The 21,597-nt window shown below is 39.6% G+C and carries 23 protein-coding genes, 1 tRNA gene and 1 riboswitch; of the genes, 19 read left to right on the forward strand and 5 right to left on the reverse strand.

Features of this window, described 5'->3' with window-relative positions; translation table 11 throughout:
• Positions 1-13: 13 nt before the first annotated feature.
• Positions 14-1,237: a peptidase T gene (gene pepT / locus ACERDH_RS01220; protein ID WP_115904300.1), complete on the reverse strand. Its 1,224-nt coding sequence runs from the start codon at positions 1,235-1,237 to the stop codon at positions 14-16.
• Between the two features lie 153 nt (positions 1,238-1,390).
• Between pepT and hemH the strand changes: the two genes are divergently transcribed.
• Positions 1,391-2,485: a ferrochelatase gene (gene hemH, locus ACERDH_RS01225; RefSeq protein WP_386681591.1), complete on the forward strand. Its 1,095-nt coding sequence runs from the start codon at positions 1,391-1,393 to the stop codon at positions 2,483-2,485.
• Between the two features lie 40 nt (positions 2,486-2,525).
• Here hemH and mscL read toward each other — a convergent pair whose 3' ends face one another.
• On the reverse strand, positions 2,526-2,906 hold the full coding sequence (gene mscL, locus ACERDH_RS01230) for a large conductance mechanosensitive channel protein MscL (protein WP_000910205.1): 381 nt from the start codon (positions 2,904-2,906) through the stop codon (positions 2,526-2,528).
• 85 nt (positions 2,907-2,991) lie between these two features.
• Positions 2,992-3,423 carry a GtrA family protein gene (locus ACERDH_RS01235; RefSeq protein ID WP_386681595.1) on the reverse strand — a complete coding sequence of 144 codons (432 nt, stop codon included), beginning with the start codon at positions 3,421-3,423 and terminating at the stop codon, positions 2,992-2,994.
• A 28-nt stretch (positions 3,424-3,451) separates the two neighbouring features.
• Positions 3,452-3,548, forward strand: a riboswitch (PreQ1 riboswitch).
• On the opposite strand from ACERDH_RS01235, the gene ACERDH_RS01240 reads away from it, so the two are divergent.
• The 5 genes from ACERDH_RS01240 (at position 3,546) to dapA (ending at position 6,846) form a co-directional block, all read left to right on the forward strand.
• The gene (locus tag ACERDH_RS01240) at positions 3,546-4,055 is read left to right on the forward strand and encodes a QueT transporter family protein (protein WP_000737072.1); all 510 of its coding nucleotides are present in this window, start codon (positions 3,546-3,548) and stop codon (positions 4,053-4,055) included. Its footprint overlaps the riboswitch before it by 3 nt.
• 99 nt (positions 4,056-4,154) lie before the next feature.
• Positions 4,155-4,227 (forward strand) — tRNA-Thr (locus tag ACERDH_RS01245).
• Positions 4,228-4,342: 115 nt separating this feature from the next.
• On the forward strand, positions 4,343-4,483 hold the full coding sequence (locus ACERDH_RS01250; RefSeq protein WP_386681598.1) for a hypothetical protein: 141 nt from the start codon (positions 4,343-4,345) through the stop codon (positions 4,481-4,483).
• A 294-nt stretch (positions 4,484-4,777) separates the two neighbouring features.
• The gene (locus ACERDH_RS01255; RefSeq protein WP_000542462.1) at positions 4,778-5,854 is read left to right on the forward strand and encodes an aspartate-semialdehyde dehydrogenase; all 1,077 of its coding nucleotides are present in this window, start codon (positions 4,778-4,780) and stop codon (positions 5,852-5,854) included.
• 56 nt (positions 5,855-5,910) lie between these two features.
• Entirely contained in the window at positions 5,911-6,846 is a 936-nt protein-coding gene (gene dapA / locus ACERDH_RS01260; protein ID WP_386681603.1) for a 4-hydroxy-tetrahydrodipicolinate synthase, read from the forward strand.
• Between the two features lie 44 nt (positions 6,847-6,890).
• Here the strand turns inward: dapA and mnmE are convergent, their stop codons facing one another.
• Positions 6,891-8,264, reverse strand: a complete 1,374-nt coding sequence (gene mnmE / locus ACERDH_RS01265) for a tRNA uridine-5-carboxymethylaminomethyl(34) synthesis GTPase MnmE (RefSeq protein ID WP_386681606.1) — start codon at positions 8,262-8,264, stop codon at positions 6,891-6,893.
• A gap of 137 nt (positions 8,265-8,401) precedes the next feature.
• On the reverse strand, positions 8,402-8,584 hold the full coding sequence (locus ACERDH_RS01270; protein WP_001117401.1) for a 4-oxalocrotonate tautomerase: 183 nt from the start codon (positions 8,582-8,584) through the stop codon (positions 8,402-8,404).
• Between the two features lie 122 nt (positions 8,585-8,706).
• On the opposite strand from ACERDH_RS01270, the gene ACERDH_RS01275 reads away from it, so the two are divergent.
• From ACERDH_RS01275 to msr(D), 13 genes are all read left to right on the forward strand, one after another.
• Positions 8,707-9,297, forward strand: a complete 591-nt coding sequence (locus ACERDH_RS01275) for a thymidine kinase (RefSeq protein WP_386681818.1) — start codon at positions 8,707-8,709, stop codon at positions 9,295-9,297.
• Positions 9,294-10,373: a peptide chain release factor 1 gene (prfA, locus tag ACERDH_RS01280; RefSeq protein ID WP_001028815.1), complete on the forward strand. Its 1,080-nt coding sequence runs from the start codon at positions 9,294-9,296 to the stop codon at positions 10,371-10,373. The genes ACERDH_RS01275 and prfA overlap by 4 nt, the downstream gene beginning before the upstream one ends.
• Positions 10,373-11,209 carry a peptide chain release factor N(5)-glutamine methyltransferase gene (prmC, locus tag ACERDH_RS01285; protein ID WP_386681824.1) on the forward strand — a complete coding sequence of 279 codons (837 nt, stop codon included), beginning with the start codon at positions 10,373-10,375 and terminating at the stop codon, positions 11,207-11,209. The genes prfA and prmC overlap by 1 nt, the downstream gene beginning before the upstream one ends.
• Positions 11,193-11,795 carry an L-threonylcarbamoyladenylate synthase gene (locus ACERDH_RS01290; protein WP_386681827.1) on the forward strand — a complete coding sequence of 201 codons (603 nt, stop codon included), beginning with the start codon at positions 11,193-11,195 and terminating at the stop codon, positions 11,793-11,795. Before prmC ends, ACERDH_RS01290 begins: the two co-directional genes overlap by 17 nt.
• Before the next feature lies 1 nt (position 11,796).
• Positions 11,797-12,228, forward strand: a complete 432-nt coding sequence (locus ACERDH_RS01295; RefSeq protein WP_386681830.1) for a GNAT family N-acetyltransferase — start codon at positions 11,797-11,799, stop codon at positions 12,226-12,228.
• Between the two features lie 62 nt (positions 12,229-12,290).
• Positions 12,291-13,547, forward strand: a complete 1,257-nt coding sequence (gene glyA, locus ACERDH_RS01300; protein WP_386681833.1) for a serine hydroxymethyltransferase — start codon at positions 12,291-12,293, stop codon at positions 13,545-13,547.
• A gap of 7 nt (positions 13,548-13,554) precedes the next feature.
• A complete protein-coding gene (locus ACERDH_RS01305; RefSeq protein ID WP_386681836.1) occupies positions 13,555-14,529 on the forward strand; it encodes a nucleoid-associated protein in 975 nt (324 codons plus the stop codon).
• A complete protein-coding gene (pmp23, locus tag ACERDH_RS01310; RefSeq protein WP_033681808.1) occupies positions 14,529-15,143 on the forward strand; it encodes a cell wall hydrolase Pmp23 in 615 nt (204 codons plus the stop codon). Before ACERDH_RS01305 ends, pmp23 begins: the two co-directional genes overlap by 1 nt.
• Positions 15,144-15,228: 85 nt before the next feature.
• Positions 15,229-16,203 carry a DUF1002 domain-containing protein gene (locus ACERDH_RS01315; RefSeq protein WP_001227769.1) on the forward strand — a complete coding sequence of 325 codons (975 nt, stop codon included), beginning with the start codon at positions 15,229-15,231 and terminating at the stop codon, positions 16,201-16,203.
• A gap of 73 nt (positions 16,204-16,276) precedes the next feature.
• Complete coding sequence (gene rlmD, locus ACERDH_RS01320) at positions 16,277-17,632, forward strand: 23S rRNA (uracil(1939)-C(5))-methyltransferase RlmD (protein ID WP_386681841.1); 1,356 nt, start codon at positions 16,277-16,279, stop codon at positions 17,630-17,632.
• Between the two features lie 514 nt (positions 17,633-18,146).
• Positions 18,147-18,317: a hypothetical protein gene (locus ACERDH_RS01325; RefSeq protein WP_000873143.1), complete on the forward strand. Its 171-nt coding sequence runs from the start codon at positions 18,147-18,149 to the stop codon at positions 18,315-18,317.
• Positions 18,318-18,702: 385 nt separating this feature from the next.
• Positions 18,703-19,920 (forward strand): macrolide efflux MFS transporter Mef(A), encoded by a 1,218-nt coding sequence (mef(A), locus tag ACERDH_RS01330; RefSeq protein ID WP_000417519.1) that lies wholly within the window; start codon positions 18,703-18,705, stop codon positions 19,918-19,920.
• A 119-nt stretch (positions 19,921-20,039) separates the two neighbouring features.
• Positions 20,040-21,503, forward strand: coding sequence for an ABC-F type ribosomal protection protein Msr(D) (msr(D), locus tag ACERDH_RS01335; RefSeq protein WP_000420313.1), 1,464 nt, complete (start codon positions 20,040-20,042; stop codon positions 21,501-21,503).
• Positions 21,504-21,597: the final 94 nt, after the last annotated feature.

Below are 21,597 nucleotides of genomic sequence, written 5' to 3' on the forward strand. Positions count from 1 at the left end.
CTACCTCGTCTTTTTAGTCTTTATAAGCTACGATACCAATGATGGTATCAACTGCACGTTCCATGGTCTGAAGACTGACGTATTCAAAACGTCCGTGCATATTTTCTCCACCCGCAAAGATATTAGGAGTTGGGATTCCCATAAAGGAAATCTTAGAGCCGTCTGTCCCTCCACGGATTGGTTCGATAATAGGCGTGATCCCTAAATCTTCCATAACGGCTTTGGCAATGGTAATTGGAGTCATATCTTTTTCAATGACTTCTTTCATATTGTAGTACTGGTCTGTCAAATTTAGGGTGACACGGTCGCTACCAAGTTCTTGATTCATCTTATCAGCGATAGACTGCATAGCTGCTTTACGCGCTTCAAAGGCATCTTTTTCAAAATCACGAATGATATAGCTTGCACGTGCCTCCTCGACACTACCTGTCACATCCATAAGATGGTAGAACCCTTGGTAACCTTCAGTTAACTCAGGTCGGTCATTCTCTGGAAGTTGATTATGAAAATCAATTGCTAGCTGAAGGGCATTGACCATCTGACCTTTAGCAGTACCAGGGTGGACATTACGTCCTTGGAAATGCAATTCAGCCCCAGCTGCTGAGAAGGTCTCGTATTGAAGTTCACCTAGTGGTCCTCCATCAACAGTGTAGGCAAAGTCCACATCAAAATCCTCTGCATCAAATTTATTAGCACCAACACCGATTTCTTCATCTGGACCAAAACCAACACGAATCTCACAGTGCTTAATTTCAGGATGGGCAGTCAGATATTCAATGGCTGTCATAATCTCAGCTATTCCTGACTTGTCATCAGCCCCTAGCAAAGTTGTTCCATCAGTTGTGATGAGTGTTTGTCCTGGATATTTTTCAAGACTCTTAAAGTCAGCTGGATCGAGTTTGAAACCAGAATTTCCAAGTTCAATCACACCACCATCGTAGTTTTCAATTACCTGTGGATTGACTCCTTCGGCATTAAAATCAGCAGTATCCATGTGAGATATAAAGCCAATCTTACGTGTTAAAGATGGATCATTGGCTGGTAAGGTTCCAATTGCAAAACCGTTTGGTAGATAATAAACATTTTGTAATCCAACACGTTTCATTTCAGGAATAAGAACATTTGTAGCAAAATCTACCTGACTCTGCGTACTTGGAGTAGTAGTAGAGTGTTCATCAGAGCGCGTGTTAACCTTAACATAGGTTAAGAAGCGGTCCAAGAGATTGGGGTAAGTCATAAAAAACTCCTTTTGAATTCATTTTTTCCATTGTATCATAGAAAGAAAAGAAAAACAAAAGACAGAAGTTAGAGAAATTCGCTATGTTGGCGTTTACTTATTAATGGATAAATGATAAAATAAACTTGATAAAAATATCACAAGGAAGCGATTATGAAAAAAGCAATTTTAATGATGACTTTCGGTTCACCAGAAGAGATTACCTTTGAAGGTGTGGCTGATTTTTTCACAAATATTCGTCGTGGAGTGAGACCTCAAGACCACGAGATTCAAACACTCTATGATAATTATGTACTTATTGGAGGTACGCCTCTGCAAAGAATTACCCGTGAAGAGGTTGCCTTAGTAGAAGCTAGACTGGGGAATGAGTATAGTGTTTATTTTGCTAATAAGTTTTCTAGACCTTTTATCCCAGATGTGATTGGTCAGATGGAAGCAGACGGAATCGAGCAGTGTATTTGCTTGATTTTGGAGCCCCATTATTCTTTCTACTCTGTCATGGGCTATGAGAAATTTTTAGAAAGCAAACAAATTAAATTTTTAGTCATTAAGGACTGGTATCAAGAAAAAGCGCTATTAAAATATTGGGCAGATGAAATTGCTAAGATTTTAAAAGAAGAAGTAAAGCAGGATAGATTTAAAGTCATCTTTTCAGCCCATAGTGTGCCCATTTTTGCCTTAGATTTTGGTGATCCTTATATCGACCAAATTTTTGAAAATAGCAAGTTAGTTGCTGAAAAACTAGGTTTGAGTTCCGAGCAATATACAAATACCTGGCAAAGTGAGAGTGATATCGGGATTCCATGGATTAAGCCAGATGTCTTGGAGTATCTTAGAGAACAGAAAGAACATCCAGACCATTATATTTTTGTTCCTATCAGCTTCATCAGCGAGCATATTGAAGTCTTGTTTGACAACGATGTGGAATGTTATGACTTGTGTCAGGAATTGGGGGTGAACTATCATCGTCCACCAATGCCAAATACAGATTCTCGTTTGATTGATGCCTTGGTCAATACAGTCAGAGCCAATGAACATCAAGAATTTAAGGAATTTCTCCCAGAAGAAGAAACCTTTGATGAGCTAGTTCCTTCAGATGAGACTAAAAATATTTTGGCTGAATCTGAAGATTTACAAATGCCAGAATTTGTGAAAAAACTGATTGAGAAAAAAGGTCGGGAAAATGTTAAGATGCCTTATCTTATCAAGAAAATGCTTGAGAAAGCAGGTAAGTTACCAAAAGAGTAAAGAAAAAGGATTTAGCTTTGTGCTAGATCCTTTTAATTGATTATTTTTTCTCAAGAAGGGCTTTGATTTCTTGAAGTACTTCCAACTCAGTTGGACCAGCTGGAGCTTCCTCAGCAGCTTCTTCCTTCTTAGTAAGGCTTTGAGCTTTTTCAATACCTTTGATAACGAAGAAGAGAACAGTACCGATAACTAGGAAGTTGATAACAGCGCTCAAGAATTTACCATATGTAACACCATTCCAAGCAAGCTCAGCGATGTTTTGTACTTTCGCAGCTTCCAAGGCTGGATTCAAAATAAGTGGAGTGATGATATCGTTAACAAGTGATGTAACGATTGCACCAAAAGCAGTGGCAATGATCACACCGACAGCAAGGTCAACAACATTACCACGAAGCAAGAATGCTTTAAGATCTTTTAACATTTTCATAATTTCCTTTCAAAAATTTTTTACACTTTATTATATATTAATTAAGAAGTTCTTGCAAGCTATATGCTTAAATTTTTTCTTATTTTTTAAAAATAAATACCTTACTAAAAATGTAATTGAGGATAATTATCAATAATTGTGCAAGAACTGTTTCAATACCATTCACCCTATTAATATTATTATTTACAAATTGTCCGATAATATTAGGAAACTGAGTCACAAAGAGAAAAGTTAAAAGCAAATCTAAAAGAAAAGTAGAAAGGCGGGCAAGAGTAAATTTCATTAAACGGTTTGGCCAATTTTGCCTAGCTTGCTTGAATACAATTGTATCATTTGTAATAAACGCAAACAGGATACCGATACTATTTGCGAGTCCAGTAGCAAGGAGTTCTCTATGAGTTAGTTGATAAATGACTAATCTGGATAGGATAGAAACAAGAGTAGTGGCTATTCCAAAAAAGAGATAGAGTAAAAGCTCATTTTTCACGAGACTTTGAATACGTTTTTTCATGTTTTTAGTATAGCATAAAGCAGTCTATTGTGCTATACTAGTAAGGTTGATTCAAGCAACCCTTGGTGCTTAGCTTCTTTCACCAAGCATATTATACGCGGGAAACCGCCAAAGGAGAAAAGATGAAAAAATTAACTATTCGTGATGTAGCAGATATTGCAATCGTTGCTGCTATCTATGTCGTTTTGACTGTCACACCCCCCCTAAATGCCATTAGCTATGGCGCTTATCAGTTCCGTATTTCAGAAATGATGAATTTTATGGCTTTTTACAATCCCAAGTACATCATCGGAGTTACCATTGGCTGTATGATTGCTAATTTCTTTAGCTTCGGACTGCTAGATGTTTTTGTTGGTGGTGGATCAACCTTAGTATTCCTCAGTCTAGGTGTTTGGCTTTTTGCAAAATACAGCAAGGATTATCTTTTTAACGGTTTGATTCGAAAAGATCATTTCTTCTTCTCAATCCTCTTTTCAATTTCTATGTTTACTATCGCTGCCGAGTTGAATATCGTAGCGCAATTACCATTTTTCCTTACTTGGTTTACAACAGGGATTGGTGAATTTGCCTCATTGATTATTGGAGCGATTATTATCGGTAAAATTGGTCGTCGAATCGATTTAAGCAAATAGAATTAGATAAGCTAGGTAGCTCTTACCTGGCTTTTTCTTATGGAAAATTTCTAAGGAAACTTGACAAGTTTTTCTAACTATAGTATACTTTTTAAGTAAGCTGATTTAGCTCAGTTGGCAGAGCGCATCCATGGTAAGGATGAGGTCGCCGGTTCAATCCCGGCAATTAGCATGAAATAGACAGAAAAGCTCTTGGTTTACAAGAGTTTTTGTTATGTTTGCATCAAATCTGCCCCAAATTTTTCAAAGATATTTCTATTCAGCTGTGTAAATGAAACTAATACTCAATGAAAATCAAAGAGCAAACTAGAAAGCTAGCCGCAGGTTGCTCAAAACACTGTTTTGAGGTTGTAGATGAAACTGACGAAGTCAGTAACCATACATACGGTAAGGTGACGCTGACGAAGTTTGAAGAGATTTTCGAATAGTATAAAGAGTTTCGTCTGTTGACAAAAGTGATTCTCTTTAGTAGAATAGTAGATGCGATGAGTCGATAGGTAGTCTTCGAACTACTATTGAGCATAAGGAGGTCATAACGCAGGAGCGGACCTTGATGAGTTGTGTGAACCTGCTCATCACATGAAGATGCCTCTTAGTCCCTGGTCTAGCGACTGGGGATTTTTATTTTCCAAAAAATGATGAAAAAGCTTTGCAATTCATGGAAAAAGTAGTATAATACATCTATTATAGAAATTTTTAGAAAATTCCGAAAGAGGTTACTTATGGGATATACAGTTGCTGTAGTCGGCGCGACAGGTGCTGTCGGTGCTCAGATGATAAAAATGTTGGAAGAATCAACACTTCCAATCGATAAAATTCGCTTACTTGCTTCTGCACGTTCAGCAGGCAAGACTTTGAAATTTAAAGATCAAGATATTACGATTGAAGAAACGACTGAAACAGCTTTTGAAGGAGTTGATATTGCTCTCTTTTCAGCAGGTGGTTCTACATCAGCTAAGTATGCACCATACGCAGTGAAGGCTGGCGCGGTAGTAGTAGATAATACATCTTACTTCCGCCAAAATCCAGATGTTCCTTTGGTTGTTCCAGAGGTCAATGCTCACGCACTTGATGCTCACAATGGTATCATTGCCTGCCCTAACTGTTCAACTATCCAAATGATGGTGGCGCTTGAACCTGTCCGTCAAAAATGGGGCTTGGATCGTATCATCGTTTCAACTTACCAAGCCGTTTCAGGTGCTGGTATGGGAGCAATTCTTGAGACACAACGTGAACTTCGTGAAGTCTTGAATGATGGAGTGAAACCACGTGATTTACATGCTGAAATCTTGCCTTCAGGTGGGGATAAGAAACATTATCCTATCGCCTTCAATGCTCTTCCACAAATTGATGTCTTCACTGACAATGATTACACTTACGAAGAGATGAAGATGACTAAAGAAACTAAGAAAATTATGGAAGATGATAGCATTGCAGTATCTGCAACATGTGTGCGTATTCCAGTCTTGTCAGCTCACTCTGAGTCTGTTTACATCGAAACAAAAGAAGTGGCTCCAATTGAAGAAGTGAAAGCAGCTATCGCAGCCTTCCCAGGTGCTGTTCTTGAAGATGATGTAGCTCATCAAATCTATCCTCAAGCCATTAATGCAGTGGGTTCACGTGATACCTTTGTTGGTCGTATCCGTAAAGACTTGGATGCTGAAAAAGGAATCCACATGTGGGTTGTTTCAGATAACCTTCTCAAAGGTGCTGCTTGGAACTCAGTTCAGATCGCAGAAACTCTTCACGAACGTGGATTGGTTCGACCAACAGCTGAATTGAAATTTGAATTAAAATAGTCATATTGTTTAGGAGTTCAGATGAACTCCTTCTTTGAAATAGAGAGGTGTTTCTCATGTCTTATAAAGATTTAAAAGAGTGTAAAATCATCACAGCCTTTATTACTCCCTTCCACGAGGATGGTTCCATCAACTTTGAGGCCATTCCAGCCTTGATTGAGCATCTGTTGGCGCATCATACGGATGGAATTCTTCTCGCAGGTACCACTGCTGAGAGTCCGACATTGACTCATGATGAAGAGTTGGAGCTCTTTGCGGCTGTACAAAAAGTTGTCAATGGACGTGTTCCTTTGATTGCGGGTGTGGGTACCAATGATACGCGTGACTCTATTGAGTTTGTCAAAGAAGTAGCAGAATTTGGTGGTTTTGCTGCTGGGCTTGCTATTGTTCCTTACTACAACAAACCTTCGCAAGAAGGAATGTACCAGCACTTTAAAGCCATTGCAGATGCTTCTGACCTACCAATTATTATCTATAACATTCCTGGGCGTGTGGTTGTTGAACTAACTCCAGAAACTATGCTTCGTTTGGCTGACCATCCAAATATTATCGGTGTCAAAGAATGTACTAGCTTGGCTAATATGGCTTACTTGATTGAGCACAAACCAGAAGAGTTCTTAGTGTATACTGGTGAAGATGGAGATGCTTTCCATGCCATGAACCTTGGTGCGGATGGGGTTATTTCTGTTGCCTCCCATACAAATGGGGATGAAATGCACGAGATGTTTATGGCCATTGAAGAAAGCGATATGAAGAAAGCAGCAGCTATTCAACGTAAATTCATTCCTAAGGTTAATGCTCTCTTCTCTTACCCAAGTCCTGCTCCAGTCAAGGCCGTTCTTAACTATATGGGATTTGAAGCTGGACCAACTCGTCTACCTCTAGTTCCAGCACCAGAAGAAGATGCCAAACGAATTATCAAGGTTGTCGTAGATGGCGACTACGAAGCAACTAAAGCAACTGTAACAGGTGTCTTAAGACCAGATTATTAATGACGACAATAAAATCCATGACCGAATGAACGATCATGGATTTCTTATTTTCCTAAACAGAATTGGCTAAAGAGTTGGGTGATGAGTTCATCAGGAGCCGCATCACCTGTGATTTCACCAAGTATTTCCCAAGTACGAGTCAAATCAACTTGAAGCAAATCAACAGGCATCCCCAGTTCAAGACCTTCATTAACAGCTTGTAGGCTTTCAACAGCCTTCTCAATCAAGGAAATGTGACGGGCATTTGATAGGTAGGTTGCGTCTTGCTCAACCAAACCAGCATTTTCAAAGAAGAGGTTGTTGATTCTATCTTCAATCTTATCAATGTTTTGATTTTTAAGGACTGAAATACGGATGACATCTTCTGGAAGTTCCTCGGTTTCGATGACCTCAGGTAGGTCTGTTTTATTAAGTAGAATAATGCGGTTTGTATCTTGGCTAATCTCAAGAAGTTGTCGGTCTTGGGCAGTTAAGGGCTCGCTAGCGTTTAGTACTAGCAGAACCAAGTCAGCTTCCTTAAGAGCTTTTTTCGAACGCTCAACACCGATTTGTTCAACGATATCATCTGTTTCACGAATACCTGCTGTGTCAATTAATTTTAGAGGAACACCGTTGATGTTGACGTACTCTTCGATGACATCACGTGTCGTACCAGCAATATCTGTCACGATAGCCTTGTCTTCACGCAGGAGGTTATTGAGAAGGCTTGATTTTCCAACGTTGGGACGGCCGATGATAGCTGTCGAAATTCCTTCCCGAAGGATTTTACCGCGACGGGCTGTTCTAAGGAGATTGGTTAGCAATTGTTCAAACTCCATAGTTTTCTCTCGGACAACAGCAGTAGTCGCTTCTTCAACATCGTCATACTCAGGATAGTCGATATTGACCTCAACTTGGGCAAGTGTGTTAAGGATTTCTTGGCGGGTATTATTAATGAGGTCAGAAAGGGAACCATCTAGTTGTTTGACCGCAATGTTCATGGCCTTGTCAGTTTTGGCACGGATGATATCCATTACCGCTTCAGCCTGAGTCAAGTCTACGCGACCATTTAGAAAGGCACGTTTGGTAAATTCACCAGGTTCTGCCAACCTAGCTCCTTCACGAATAGCTAGCTGGAGAATTTCATTAGTCACCGCAATCCCACCGTGGGTGTTAATCTCGATAATATCTTCACGAGTGAAGGTCTTTGGAGACTTCATAGCTCCAACCATAACCTCGTCCATGACTTTTCCTGTCTGAGGATCAATAATGTGACCGTAGTTGAGAGTGTGGCTGGCAACCTTGTTCAAGTCTTTTCCTTTAAAAATCTTTTGCGCAATAGCAAAACTGTCTGTTCCGCTCAGGCGGACAATACCAATAGCCCCTTCACCTAGTGGAGTAGAGATAGCAGCGATGGTATCAAATTCACGTGTAATCATAATGTTTCCTTTAATTAATAGCTCTTTTCTTGGAAATTTTTCCAAGTCTCTTTTCAAATTGTAACAAATTTGAACTATTTCTTCAATGGATGCTACTTGGAGATTGAAAAAGCCTAAGCATTTCTGCTTAAGCTAGATTATTTGGTGCGCATTTCCCCTTGTGGGAAATAAGTTCCTTCTGGCATGTCGTTTATGATGACATGGACAGCTGATTGAGGGGCTCCAGTATTACGGACGACAGCTTCCGTTACTTCCTTAGCAAGAGCTTTCTTTTGCTCGAGCGTGCGTCCTTCAAATAAATCGATGCGTACAAATGGCATAATAGCTTCCTCCACTAGTTTTGATTTCTTCTATTTTACCACATTTTGCCGTTTAAAGCTTAAGAAAATTATGATATACTAGAATGTAGCAAAAATTTAGAAATGGACGTGAAGCAAGAAGCATGGCACAGTTGTATTATCGTTATGGGACCATGAACTCTGGTAAGACCATTGAGATTCTCAAGGTGGCCTATAACTATGAGGAGCAAGGAAAAGGTGTCGTCATTATGACCTCGGCTCTGGATACGCGTGACGGTGTTGGCTATGTGTCGAGTCGAATCGGTATGAAACGCCCAGCCCTTGCGATTGAGGAGACGACGGATATCTTTGGCTATATCCGAGACCTATTAGAAAAACCTTACTGTGTGTTGGTTGATGAAGCCCAGTTTCTCAAGCGTCATCATGTTTACGATCTAGCTCGTGTTGTGGATGAGTTAGACATACCTGTCATGGCTTTTGGTTTGAAAAATGACTTTCGCAATGAACTGTTCGAAGGTTCCAAATATCTCTTGCTTTTAGCAGACAAGATTGACGAAATCAAGACCATCTGTCAGTATTGCAAGAAAAAGGCGACTATGGTTTTGCGAACACAGGATGGATTGCCCGTTTATGATGGTGAACAGATCCAGATTGGTGGAAATGAAACCTATATCTCAGTTTGCCGTAAACATTATTTTGCCCCTGAAATCAATAAGGAGAATGAAGAAAAATGAACATCTATGATCAACTACAAGCTGTAGAAGACCGTTATGAAGAATTAGGAGAGTTGCTCAGTGACCCAGATGTGGTTTCGGACACCAAGCGTTTCATGGAACTTTCCAAAGAAGAGGCTTCTACTCGTGATACGGTAACAGCCTACCGTGAGTATAAACAAGTCCTTCAAAACATCGTTGATGCTGAAGAGATGATTAAGGAATCAGGCGGAGATGCTGACTTGGAAGAAATGGCCAAGCAAGAACTCAAAGATGCCAAGGCTGAAAAAGAAGAATACGAAGAAAAACTCAAAATTTTGCTCCTTCCAAAAGATCCAAACGATGACAAGAATATCATCCTTGAAATCCGTGGAGCAGCTGGTGGAGATGAAGCAGCACTTTTTGCTGGGGATTTGCTAACCATGTATCAAAAGTATGCGGAAGCCCAAGGCTGGCGCTTTGAAGTTATGGAAGCCTCTATGAATGGTGTCGGTGGTTTCAAAGAAGTGGTTGCCATGGTTTCAGGTCAATCTGTTTACTCTAAACTCAAGTACGAATCAGGTGCCCATCGTGTGCAACGTGTCCCTGTGACAGAAAGCCAAGGTCGTGTCCATACATCAACTGCCACAGTTCTTGTCATGCCTGAAGTCGAAGAAGTAGAATACGATATTGATCCAAAAGACCTTCGTGTCGACATCTATCATGCATCAGGTGCTGGTGGACAGAACGTCAACAAGGTTGCGACTGCCGTTCGTATCGTTCACTTGCCAACCAATATCAAGGTTGAGATGCAGGAAGAACGTACCCAGCAGAAGAACCGTGAGAAAGCCATGAAAATCATCCGTGCACGTGTTGCTGACCACTTCGCACAAATTGCACAAGATGAACAAGATGCTGAGCGTAAGTCGACTATTGGTACTGGTGACCGTTCAGAACGGATTCGTACTTATAACTTCCCACAAAACCGTGTCACAGACCACCGTATCGGTTTAACCCTCCAAAAACTAGATACCATTTTGTCTGGTAAATTGGATGAAGTTGTGGATGCCTTGGTGCTCTATGACCAAACGCAAAAATTAGAAGAATTAAATAAATAATGAAATTAGCTCAATTATTTTCAGATTTTGAAGAAGAGTTGATAAGACAAGGAGAGGAAGCAGAAAGCCTCTCTTTTGTCTATCGTAGCCTGAAAAATCTCTCTTTTACAGACTTTGTCTTTGCCCTCCAGCAGGAAGTTACAAAAGAGGAAGAATTATTTGTAGAAGAGATTTACCAGCAGTTAGCGGCTCATAAACCAGCACAGTATATCATTGGTCATGCAGAATTCTTCGGAATGCAGTTAAAAGTTGATGAGCGTGTTTTGATTCCTCGTCCAGAGACTGAGGAGTTGGTGGAGCTTATCCTAGCTGAAAATCCTGAGACGAATCTTTCAGTTCTGGATATTGGAACAGGTAGTGGAGCTATTGCTCTTGCTCTAGCAAAAAACAGACAAGATTGGTCAGTGACAGCAGCAGATATTTCCCAAGATGCTTTAGATGTAGCTAACGAAAATACTAAAAATCAAAATCTTCAAATATTTTTAAAAAAATCTGACTGTTTTACAGAAATTTCTGAAAAATATGATATAATTGTTTCCAATCCACCCTATATCTCTCGTGAAGATGTGTCAGAGGTCGGCTTGAATGTTTTGCATTCGGAACCTCATCTAGCTCTCTTTGCAGACGAGGATGGTCTAGCTATTTACCGTAGAATTGCGGAAGATGCAAAAGACTATCTCAAAGATGGTGGTAAGATTTACCTTGAAATTGGATACAAGCAAGGTCAAAGTGTTCCTGAACTTTTTAGGAAGCATCTTCCTGAAAAACATGTAAGAACACTTAAGGACCAATTTGATCAAGATAGGATGGTCGTGGTTGATGATGGACAGGATTAAACAAGAGTTGGAAAATGGTGGAGCTGTCGTTCTACCTACAGAGACAGTTTACGGTCTTTTTGCCAAGGCTCTAGACGAAAAAGCAGTTAATCATGTATACCAGATTAAACGTCGTCCCAGAGACAAGGCGCTCAATCTCAATATTGTCTCTTTAGAGGATATCTTGCACTTTTCAAAGAATCAGCCAACTTATCTGCAAAAACTTGTAGAGACCTTTTTACCAGGTCCCTTGACCATTATTCTCGAAGCTAATGACAGAGTCCCCTATTGGGTCAATTCTGGCCTTGCAACTGTTGGATTTCGGATGCCAAGTCACCCCATTACCCTTGATTTGATTCGAGAGACAGGTCCCTTGATTGGGCCGTCTGCCAATATTTCAGGTCAGGCAAGTGGAGTGACCTTTAATCAAATTCTAGAGGATTTTGACCAAGAGGTTCTGGGTCTAGAAGACGATGCTTTTCTAACTGGACAGGATTCAACTATCGTGGACTTGTCTGGAGACAAGGTGAAAATCTTACGCCAAGGGGCGATTAAGCGAGAGGATATCCTTGCTCAGTTGCCAGAGATTTCTTTTGAGGAGGAATGAGATGCTAAGAGATTTGAAAGAAACAGATGTGAAAGCTATTTGTGACATCAACCAAGAGGCTTTGGGCTATTCTTTTAGTTCAGAGGAAACGGCTAGTCAACTAGCTAGACTGTCTCGGAATTCACATCATTTCCTACTTGGCTATGAGGATGCAGCTAGTCATGTCTTGCTTGGATATGTCCACGCTGAGGTCTATGAATCACTTTATTCTAAAGCAGGATTTAATATTTTAGCCTTAGCAGTTTCACCTCAAGCGCAAGGTCAAGGTATTGGTAAAAGCTTATTACAAGGGTTGGAAGAAGAAGCAAAAAGACGTGGTTATGGGTTTATCCGCTTAAACTCTGCCGATCATCGTCTGGGTGCTCATGCATTTTATGAAAAAGTTGGTTATACTTGTGATAAAATGCAGAAACGGTTTATTCGCATCTTTTAGTTTAATTTTCTTATAAGAGAATTAAACTAATGGACTAGTCACACAATAAAAGGAGAAGACCTATGATTTTTGACAAAGATGATTTTAAAGCATATGATGCTGATCTCTGGAATGCTATTGCCAAAGAAGAAGAACGCCAACAAAACAACATTGAGTTGATTGCTTCGGAAAACGTAGTTTCCAAGGCTGTTATGGCAGCTCAAGGGTCTATCTTGACGAATAAATACGCCGAAGGCTACCCAGGCCGCCGTTATTATGGTGGAACAGATGTAGTAGACGTGGTAGAATCTCTAGCCATTGAACGCGCAAAAGAAATTTTCGGTGCAAAATTTGCCAATGTACAACCTCACTCAGGAAGCCAGGCCAACTGTGCGGCTTACATGGCCTTGATTGAGCCAGGTGATACGGTTATGGGGATGGATTTGGCAGCAGGTGGACACTTGACCCACGGAGCTCCTGTCAGCTTCTCTGGTCAAACCTACAACTTTGTGTCTTATAGTGTTGACCCTGAAACGGAACTCTTGGACTTTGATGCTATCTTGAAACAAGCCCAAGAAGTAAAACCAAAACTGATTGTAGCTGGTGCGTCAGCCTATTCTCAAATTATCGATTTTTCAAAATTCCGTGAAATTGCAGATGCCGTTGGGGCTAAGCTTATGGTGGATATGGCCCATATCGCTGGTTTGGTTGCTGCTGGTCTACATCCAAGCCCAGTACCATACGCTCATATCACTACAACAACGACCCACAAAACCCTTCGTGGACCTCGTGGTGGTTTGATTTTGACTAATGACGAAGAACTTGCTAAGAAAATCAATTCAGCTATTTTCCCAGGTATTCAGGGCGGTCCTTTGGAGCATGTTGTTGCTGCGAAGGCTGTTTCCTTCAAAGAAGTTTTGGATCCAGCCTTCAAGGAATATGCTGCCAATGTTATCAAAAACAGCAAGGCTATGGTAGAAGTCTTCTTGCAAGATCCTGATTTCCGTATCATTTCTGGTGGGACTGAAAACCACCTCTTCCTAGTGGATGTTACTAAGGTTGTAGAAAATGGAAAAGTTGCTCAAAACTTGCTGGATGAAGTCAATATTACCCTAAATAAAAACTCAATTCCTTATGAAACCTTGTCACCATTCAAGACAAGTGGGATTCGTATCGGAGCAGCAGCTATTACTGCACGTGGATTTGGTGAAGAAGAAAGTCGCAAAGTGGCTGAGCTCATCATTAAAACCCTTAAGAATGCAGAAAATGAAGCTGTCTTAGAAGAAGTGAGAAGTGCAGTTAAAGAATTAACAGATGCCTTCCCATTATACGAGGACTAAAACTTTTATGGACATTTATATTAAGAAAGCCATTATCCATCAGTTTAGCCCGGATGATACCGAGCTGTTTCTAGCGGATAAGTTTCTCAATATCACTCCAAAAATCGAAGAATACCTGCGTAGAAAAATTGAACGTGTGTATTCAGATGAAGCCAAGACTGGGATTTTCGAGGAAGAAAATCCCTTCTTCAATCACATCACAGACGATTTGTTGGAGACATCAGTAACGCTGGCTAATCTCTGGAAAGAGGAGTTCAGCATTTCAGAAAATCTCAAGACCAATGACTTGATTTTTGTGCAATTTTCTAAAGAAGGCGTGGAACATTTCGCTTTCTTGCGAATTGCCCTGCGGGAGACCTTGACCCACCTCGGAGGAGAAGTTGATAATCCAATCAAGCTAACTCAGAATAACCTGCCTGGATTTGGAACGGGTGCTGACGAAGCCTTGGTGGTCAATCTTCAGAGTCGCAAGTACCATCTGATTGAAAAACGAATCAAGTATAACGGGACTTTTTTGAATTATTTTTCAGATAATCTTCTTGCTGTCGCCCCTAAAATTTCACCCAAGAAATCTATTAAAGAACTGGAAAAAACGGCAAAGCGCATTGCTGAAACCTTTAACACAGATGACTTTCAATTTCAATCCAAGGTCAAATCAGCTATTTTTAACAATCTGGAAGAAAGCAATGAATTGTCACCTGAAAAATTGGCCAACGACCTTTTTGACAATAATCTGACGGCTCGTTTGAGCTTTATTGATCAAGTCAAGGAATCTGTACCAGAGCCTGTTCAATTTGATGAAATTGATGCCAGTCGCCAATTAAAGAAATTTGAAAACCAAAAACTTTCCTTGTCAAATGGAATTGAGCTCATCGTTCCCAATAACGTCTATCAAGACGCCGAGTCTGTTGAGTTTATCCAAAATGATAATGGAACCTACTCTATCTTAATCAAAAATATCGAGGATATTCAAAGTAAATAATGTTTAAACGAATTCGAAGAGTGCTTGTACTAGCAGTCTTCCTTTTTGCTGGATATAAAGCTTACCGCATTCACCAAGATGTCAAGCAAGTCATGACCTATCAACCCATGGTGCGAGAAATCTTGAGTGAAAAAGACACCCCAGCAAACGAAGAGCTTGTGCTCGCTATGATTTATACCGAAACAAAAGGAAAAGAAGGCGATGTTATGCAGTCTAGTGAGTCTGCAAGTGGTTCCACCAACACCATCAATGATAATGCCTCTAGCATTCGGCAAGGCGTTCAAACTCTGACAGACAATCTCTATCTGGCTCAGAAGAAGGGTGTAGATGTCTGGACGGCTGTTCAAGCCTATAATTTCGGTCCTGCCTATATCGATTATATCGCCCAAAATGGCAAGGAAAACACCTTGGCTCTGGCCAAACAGTACTCTCGTGAGACTGTTGCTCCCTTGCTTGGCAATACCACTGGAAAGACTTATAGTTATATTCATCCCATTTCCATTTTTCATGGAGCCGAACTCTATGTAAATGGAGGAAACTATTATTATTCTAGACAGGTGCAACTCAACCTTTACATCATCAAATGTTTCACTCTCTTTTCGACATCTGGCTAGTCCAGGTGTTTTTATTATAAGTTTTGTTATAAGTTTTCTTTAAGATAGATATATTACCCTAGAAAGGTAAAGGAGGAAAATCCCTATGAGAAAGAAACTCTTTCTGACCAGTGCTGCGGTTTTGTGGGCAGTAACAGCTATGAATAGCGTCCATGCAGCAACAGATGTTCAAAAAGTCATTGACGAAACCTATGTTCAACCTGAATATGTCCTAGGTTCATCCCTATCTGAAGACCAAAAAAATCAAACCCTAAAGAAACTTGGCTACAATGCCTCAACAGATACCAAAGAACTCAAAACCATGACACCTGATGTCTATTCTAAGATTATGAATGTGGCCAATGACTCTAGTTTACAGTTGTATTCATCAGCCAAGATTCAAAAACTAGGTGACAAATCACCACTTGAGGTCAAGATTGAAACACCAGAAAACATTACTAAGGTAACGCAGGATATGTACCGCAATGCGGCCGTAACTTTGGGTGTCGAGCACGCCAAAATCACTGTAGCAGCACCCATTCCAGTTACAGGTGAGAGTGCCTTAGCAGGGATTTACTATTCACTTGAAGCTAATGGAGCCAAGGTGCCACAAGCCAATAAAGACTTGGCTCAAGAAGAGTTGAAGGCTTTGTCTGATATCAATGCTGAAAACAAGGATAAGTCAGGCTATGATGCTAATAAATTAAACGTTGCCCTAGCTGATATCAAGTCAGGACTCGCTAAAGCTAAAGAAAGCAAGGGAAATCTGACAGAGGAAGATGTCCGTAAAATTGTTGAAGATACCTTAAAAAATTACAAACTTGATCAGGTTATAACAGGAAACCAGATCAATATCATCATCAATTTTGCTTTGAATCTTTCAAAGAGTGATATCCTCAGCAATGCAGACTTCACTAAAACCTTGAATGACCTTAAACAAAGTATCGTATCACAAGCTGGCGACAGTTTTAAAAATATCAACCTTAACTTTGATGCGGATAAGGCGCTAGAGGACGGTGGGAACTTCTTAAGCTCCCTCTGGCAAGCTATTGTCAACTTCTTTAAGAGTTTTGGTTCTTAAGAAATTTCATGGTATAATAGATGGTAACCGTAACGTTGCCGTCTTTTTTGTCGGCCAATAGAAAGAGAAGAGAATGTTAAAGAAAAATGATATTGTAGAAGTTGAAATTGTTGATTTGACCCATGAAGGAGCAGGAGTTGCCAAGGTGGATGGTTTGGTATTTTTTGTTGAGAATGCTTTACCAAGCGAAAAAATACTCATGCGTGTCCTCAAAGTCAATAAAAAGATTGGTTTTGGGAAAGTTGAAGAATACCTTGTCCAATCACCACACCGCAATCAAGATTTAGATTTGGCTTACCTGCGTTCAGGAATTGCTGATTTAGGTCATCTTGCCTATCCAGAACAGCTCAAGTTTAAAACCAAGCAGGTCAAGGACAGTCTTTACAAGATTGCAGGAATTGCTGATGTAGAGGTTTCTGAAACGCTTGGTATGGATAATCCAATTAAGTATCGTAATAAGGCACAGGTGCCTGTTCGTCGAGTAAATGGTATCTTGGAAACTGGATTTTTCCGTAAGAATTCCCACGACCTCATGCCACTGGAAGATTTCTTTATCCAAGATCCTGTGATTGATGAGGTAGTAGTAGCCCTACGCGACTTGCTCCGCCGTTATGATTTGAAACCTTATGATGAAAAGGAACAATCAGGATTGATTCGTAATCTTGTGGTACGTAGAGGTCACTACTCAGGACAAATCATGGTTATTTTGGTGACAACTCGTCCTAAAATTTTCCGAGTGGAGCAATTGATTGAACAACTAATCAAGCAGTTCCCAGAGATTGTGTCTGTTATGCAAAATATCAACGACCAAAATACCAATGCGATTTTTGGTAAGGAGTGGCGTACGCTTTATGGACAAGATTTTATCACTGACAAAATGCTTGGCAATGACTACCAAATCGCTGGTCCAGCTTTTTACCAAGTTAATACTGAAATGGCTGAAAAACTCTATAAAACAGCTATTGACTTTGCGGAGTTAAAAGAAGATGATGTGGTCATTGATGCCTATTCTGGTATCGGGACGATTGGCCTCTCTGTTGCGAAACATGTCAAAGAGGTTTATGGTGTTGAAGTCATTCCAGAAGCAGTTGAAAATAGCAAGAAGAATGCCCAACTGAACAATATTTCAAACGCTCACTATGTCTGTGACACAGCTGAAAATGCTATGAAGAATTGGCTTAAAGATGGAATTCAACCAACCGTTATCTTGGTTGATCCTCCACGCAAGGGCTTAACCGAAAGCTTTATCAAGGCAAGTAGTCAAACTGGAGCAGACCGCATCGCTTATATCTCATGTAATGTCGCTACCATGGCGCGTGATATCAAACTCTACCAAGAGTTAGGATATGAATTGAAGAAAGTCCAGCCAGTGGATTTATTTCCGCAAACGCATCATGTTGAGGCGGTAAGTTTGCTAGTCAAGGAGTAAAACGACGAAGATTAGCATTTACTTCCGCCCATGCGATAGCTGTCCGTGATTGACAAGTGCTAGCACGCAGACAGAACGGAGATAGCGAACCGCTGAGTGTGTCGCTCTGCTCGTAAAAGCTTAGAAACCTTTGAACGAAAGGGATAATGAAAGCCTTGATTGCAAGGCTTTTTGCTTTATGGTGGGTAAGTATCAGAGTGAGAAAATTTTTGGAATGAGTAGAAGTGATAGCTAGAAATTATCAGTTTCTATTTCCATTTACCCTGTGGGTACGTGTTTGTTTCCATTGACAAGGAGTTTGTGGGAATAGAAATGTACCCACCTTGTTTGAATCAAGTGAAGTGTAGTTGAAGGAAATCTGTTGAAAGCAATACTTCATTTTACCGAATAAGTAATAATTTAGGCAACTTCAAATCGATTAAAAAAAACTATTTTAAAGGTTAAGAGTAGACAAAAATTGTCCACTCTTTTTTGCAAACTCAATTTATCAATAAATGAAATGAGGGAATGTAAAATGAAATATTTTGAGGTTGAGTTAGAAAATCCTGATGAATTTTTAAAACTACAAACAGAAGATTTTGTGAAAGCTAATCGCTTGCTACTAAGGAAGATAATCCAGAGCGTTACAGTCTATGAAGAAAACTTCGTCATATCCTTTAAATCTGGCATCGAATTGGAAGTATGAGTCTCATTCCATAACTTTTATATTGAACATATCATCTTGTTGTGTTATACTATAAATTGATATAAACAAAGATGTAGGAGGAACCGAAACTATGACAGCCTCAATGCGTTTAAGATAAGCTGGCAATAAAAAAAGCAGAATCTATACCCGATGATAGGCTTTTTTGTTGTGCTTATTTATACGATATTGAGCATTCATTAGTTACGGTGAGGATATTGGTTATTTAACTATACCTTTATTTAACTATGTCTTTAATATGAATGTTTCCAAATTGTATGTATGCAGACCAAAAGCCACATTGTGGGGTTTGGCCTGCATTTTTTATTGCCTAGAATGCTATTCAAAATAGAAATTCAAGCAAAATAATATGCAGGAGATAATATAAATGGAAAAATACAACAATTGGAAACGAAAATTTTATGCAATATGGGCAGGGCAAGCAGTATCATTAATCACTAGTGCCATCCTGCAAATGGCGATTATTTTTTACCTTACAGAAAAAACAGGATCTGCGATGGTCTTGTCTATGGCTTCATTAGTAGGTTTTTTACCCTATGCGATTTTGGGACCTGCCATTGGTGTGCTAGTGGATCGTCATGATAGGAAGAAGATAATGATTGGTGCCGATTTAATTATCGCAGCAGCTGGTGCAGTGCTTGCTATTGTTGCATTCTGTATGGAGCTACCTGTCTGGATGATTATGATAGTATTGTTTATCCGTAGCATTGGAACAGCTTTTCATACCCCAGCACTCAATGCGGTTACACCACTTTTAGTACCAGAAGAACAGCTAACGAAATGCGCAGGCTATAGTCAGTCTTTGCAGTCTATAAGCTATATTGTTAGTCCGGCAGTTGCAGCACTCTTATACTCCGTTTGGGATTTAAATGCTATTATTGCCATCGACGTATTGGGTGCTGTGATTGCATCTATTACGGTAGCAATTGTACGTATACCTAAGCTGGGTAATCAAGTGCAAAGTTTAGAACCAAATTTCATAAGGGAGATGAAAGAAGGAGTTGTGGTTCTGAGACAAAACAAAGGATTGTTTGCCTTATTACTCTTAGGAACACTATATACTTTTGTTTATATGCCAATCAATGCACTATTTCCTTTAATAAGCATGGAACACTTTAATGGAACGCCTGTGCATATTTCTATTACGGAAATTTCCTTTGCATTTGGGATGCTAGCAGGAGGCTTATTATTAGGAAGATTAGGGGGCTTCGAAAAGCATGTATTACTAATAACAAGTTCATTTTTTATAATGGGGACCAGTTTAGCCGTTTCGGGAATACTTCCTCCAAATGGATTTGTAATATTCGTAGTTTGCTGTGCAATAATGGGGCTTTCGGTGCCATTTTATAGCGGTGTGCAAACAGCTCTTTTTCAGGAGAAAATTAAGCCTGAATATTTAGGACGTGTATTTTCTTTGATCGGAAGTATCATGTCACTTGCTATGCCAATTGGGTTAATTCTTTCTGGATTCTTTGCTGATAAAATCGGTGTAAATCATTGGTTTTTACTATCAGGTATTTTAATTATTGGCATTGCTATAGTTTGCCAAATGATAACTGAGGTTAGAAAATTAGATTTAAAATAAACAATATTGGAGGAATATTTATGTATCTTATTTTCATGTAACTCTTCCTGCTAAAATCGCAGGGTTTTCCCTGCATACAAGCAAATGAAAGCATGCGATTATAGACAGGAGGAAATGTTATGGAATTAATATTAAAAGCAAAAGACATTCGTGTGGAATTCAAAGGACGCGATGTTTTAGATATAAATGAATTAGAAGTATATGATTATGACCGTATTGGTTTAGTAGGAGCAAATGGTGCTGGAAAAAGCACTTTACTCAGGGTACTTTTAGGAGAATTAACTCCCCCAGGATGTAAAATGAATCGTCTGGGTGAACTTGCCTATATTCCCCAGTTGGACGAAGTAACTCTGCAGGAGGAAAAAGATTTTGCACTTGTAGGCAAGCTAGGTGTTGAGCAATTAAATATACAGACTATGAGCGGTGGTGAAGAAACAAGGCTTAAAATAGCACAGGCCTTATCGGCACAGGTTCATGGTATTTTAGCGGATGAACCTACGAGCCATTTAGACCGTGAAGGAATTGATTTTCTAATAGGACAGCTAAAATATTTTACAGGTGCACTGTTAGTTATTAGCCATGACCGCTATTTTCTTGATGAAATAGTAGATAAAATATGGGAACTGAAAGATGGCAAAATCACTGAGTATTGGGGAAACTATTCTGATTATCTTCGTCAGAAAGAGGAAGAACGTAAGAGCCAAGCTGCAGAATACGAACAATTTATTGCGGAACGTGCCCGATTGGAAAGGGCTGCGGAGGAAAAGCGAAAACAGGCTCGTAAAATAGAACAGAAGGCAAAAGGTTCTTCAAAGAAAAAAAGTACTGAAGACGGAGGGCGTTTAGCTCATCAAAAATCAATAGGAAGTAAGGAAAAAAAGATGTATAATGCTGCTAAAACCCTAGAGCACAGGATTGCGGCCTTAGGAAAAGTAGAAGCTCCGGAAGGCATTCGCAGAATTCGTTTCAGGCAAAGTAAAGCATTGGAGCTCCATAATCCATACCCTATAGTCGGTGCAGAAATTAATAAAGTATTTGGGGATAAGGCTCTGTTTGAAAATGCATCTTTTCAAATTCCGTTAGGAGCAAAAGTGGCGTTAACTGGTGGTAATGGAATCGGAAAAACAACTTTAATCCAAATGATCTTAAACCATGAAGAAGGAATTTCTATTTCGCCTAAGGCAAAAATAGGTTACTTTGCACAGAATGGTTACAAGTACAACAGTAATCAGAATGTTATGGAGTTTATGCAGAAGGATTGTGACTACAATATATCAGAAATTCGTTCAGTGCTAGCATCTATGGGGTTCAAACAGAACGATATTGGAAAAAGTTTATCTGTTTTAAGCGGTGGAGAAATTATAAAATTGTTGCTTGCTAAAATGCTCATGGGTAGATATAACATCCTAATAATGGATGAACCCAGTAACTTCCTTGACATACCAAGTTTAGAGGCTTTGGAAATACTAATGAAGGAGTACACCGGAACTATCGTGTTTATCACCCACGATAAACGATTACTCGAAAATGTAGCAGATGTAGTTTATGAAATTAGAGATAAGAAAATAAATCTGAAACATTAAATTTAAGGTAGTCGCTGGTCAGTATAGTCTGTTCTGGTTGGCGACTCCATTGTTAAAGAGTATAAAGACTTTAGATTTTATGAATATTAAAAAT

The organism is Streptococcus bovismuti (assembly GCF_042436615.2).
Lineage (GTDB): Bacteria > Bacillota > Bacilli > Lactobacillales > Streptococcaceae > Streptococcus.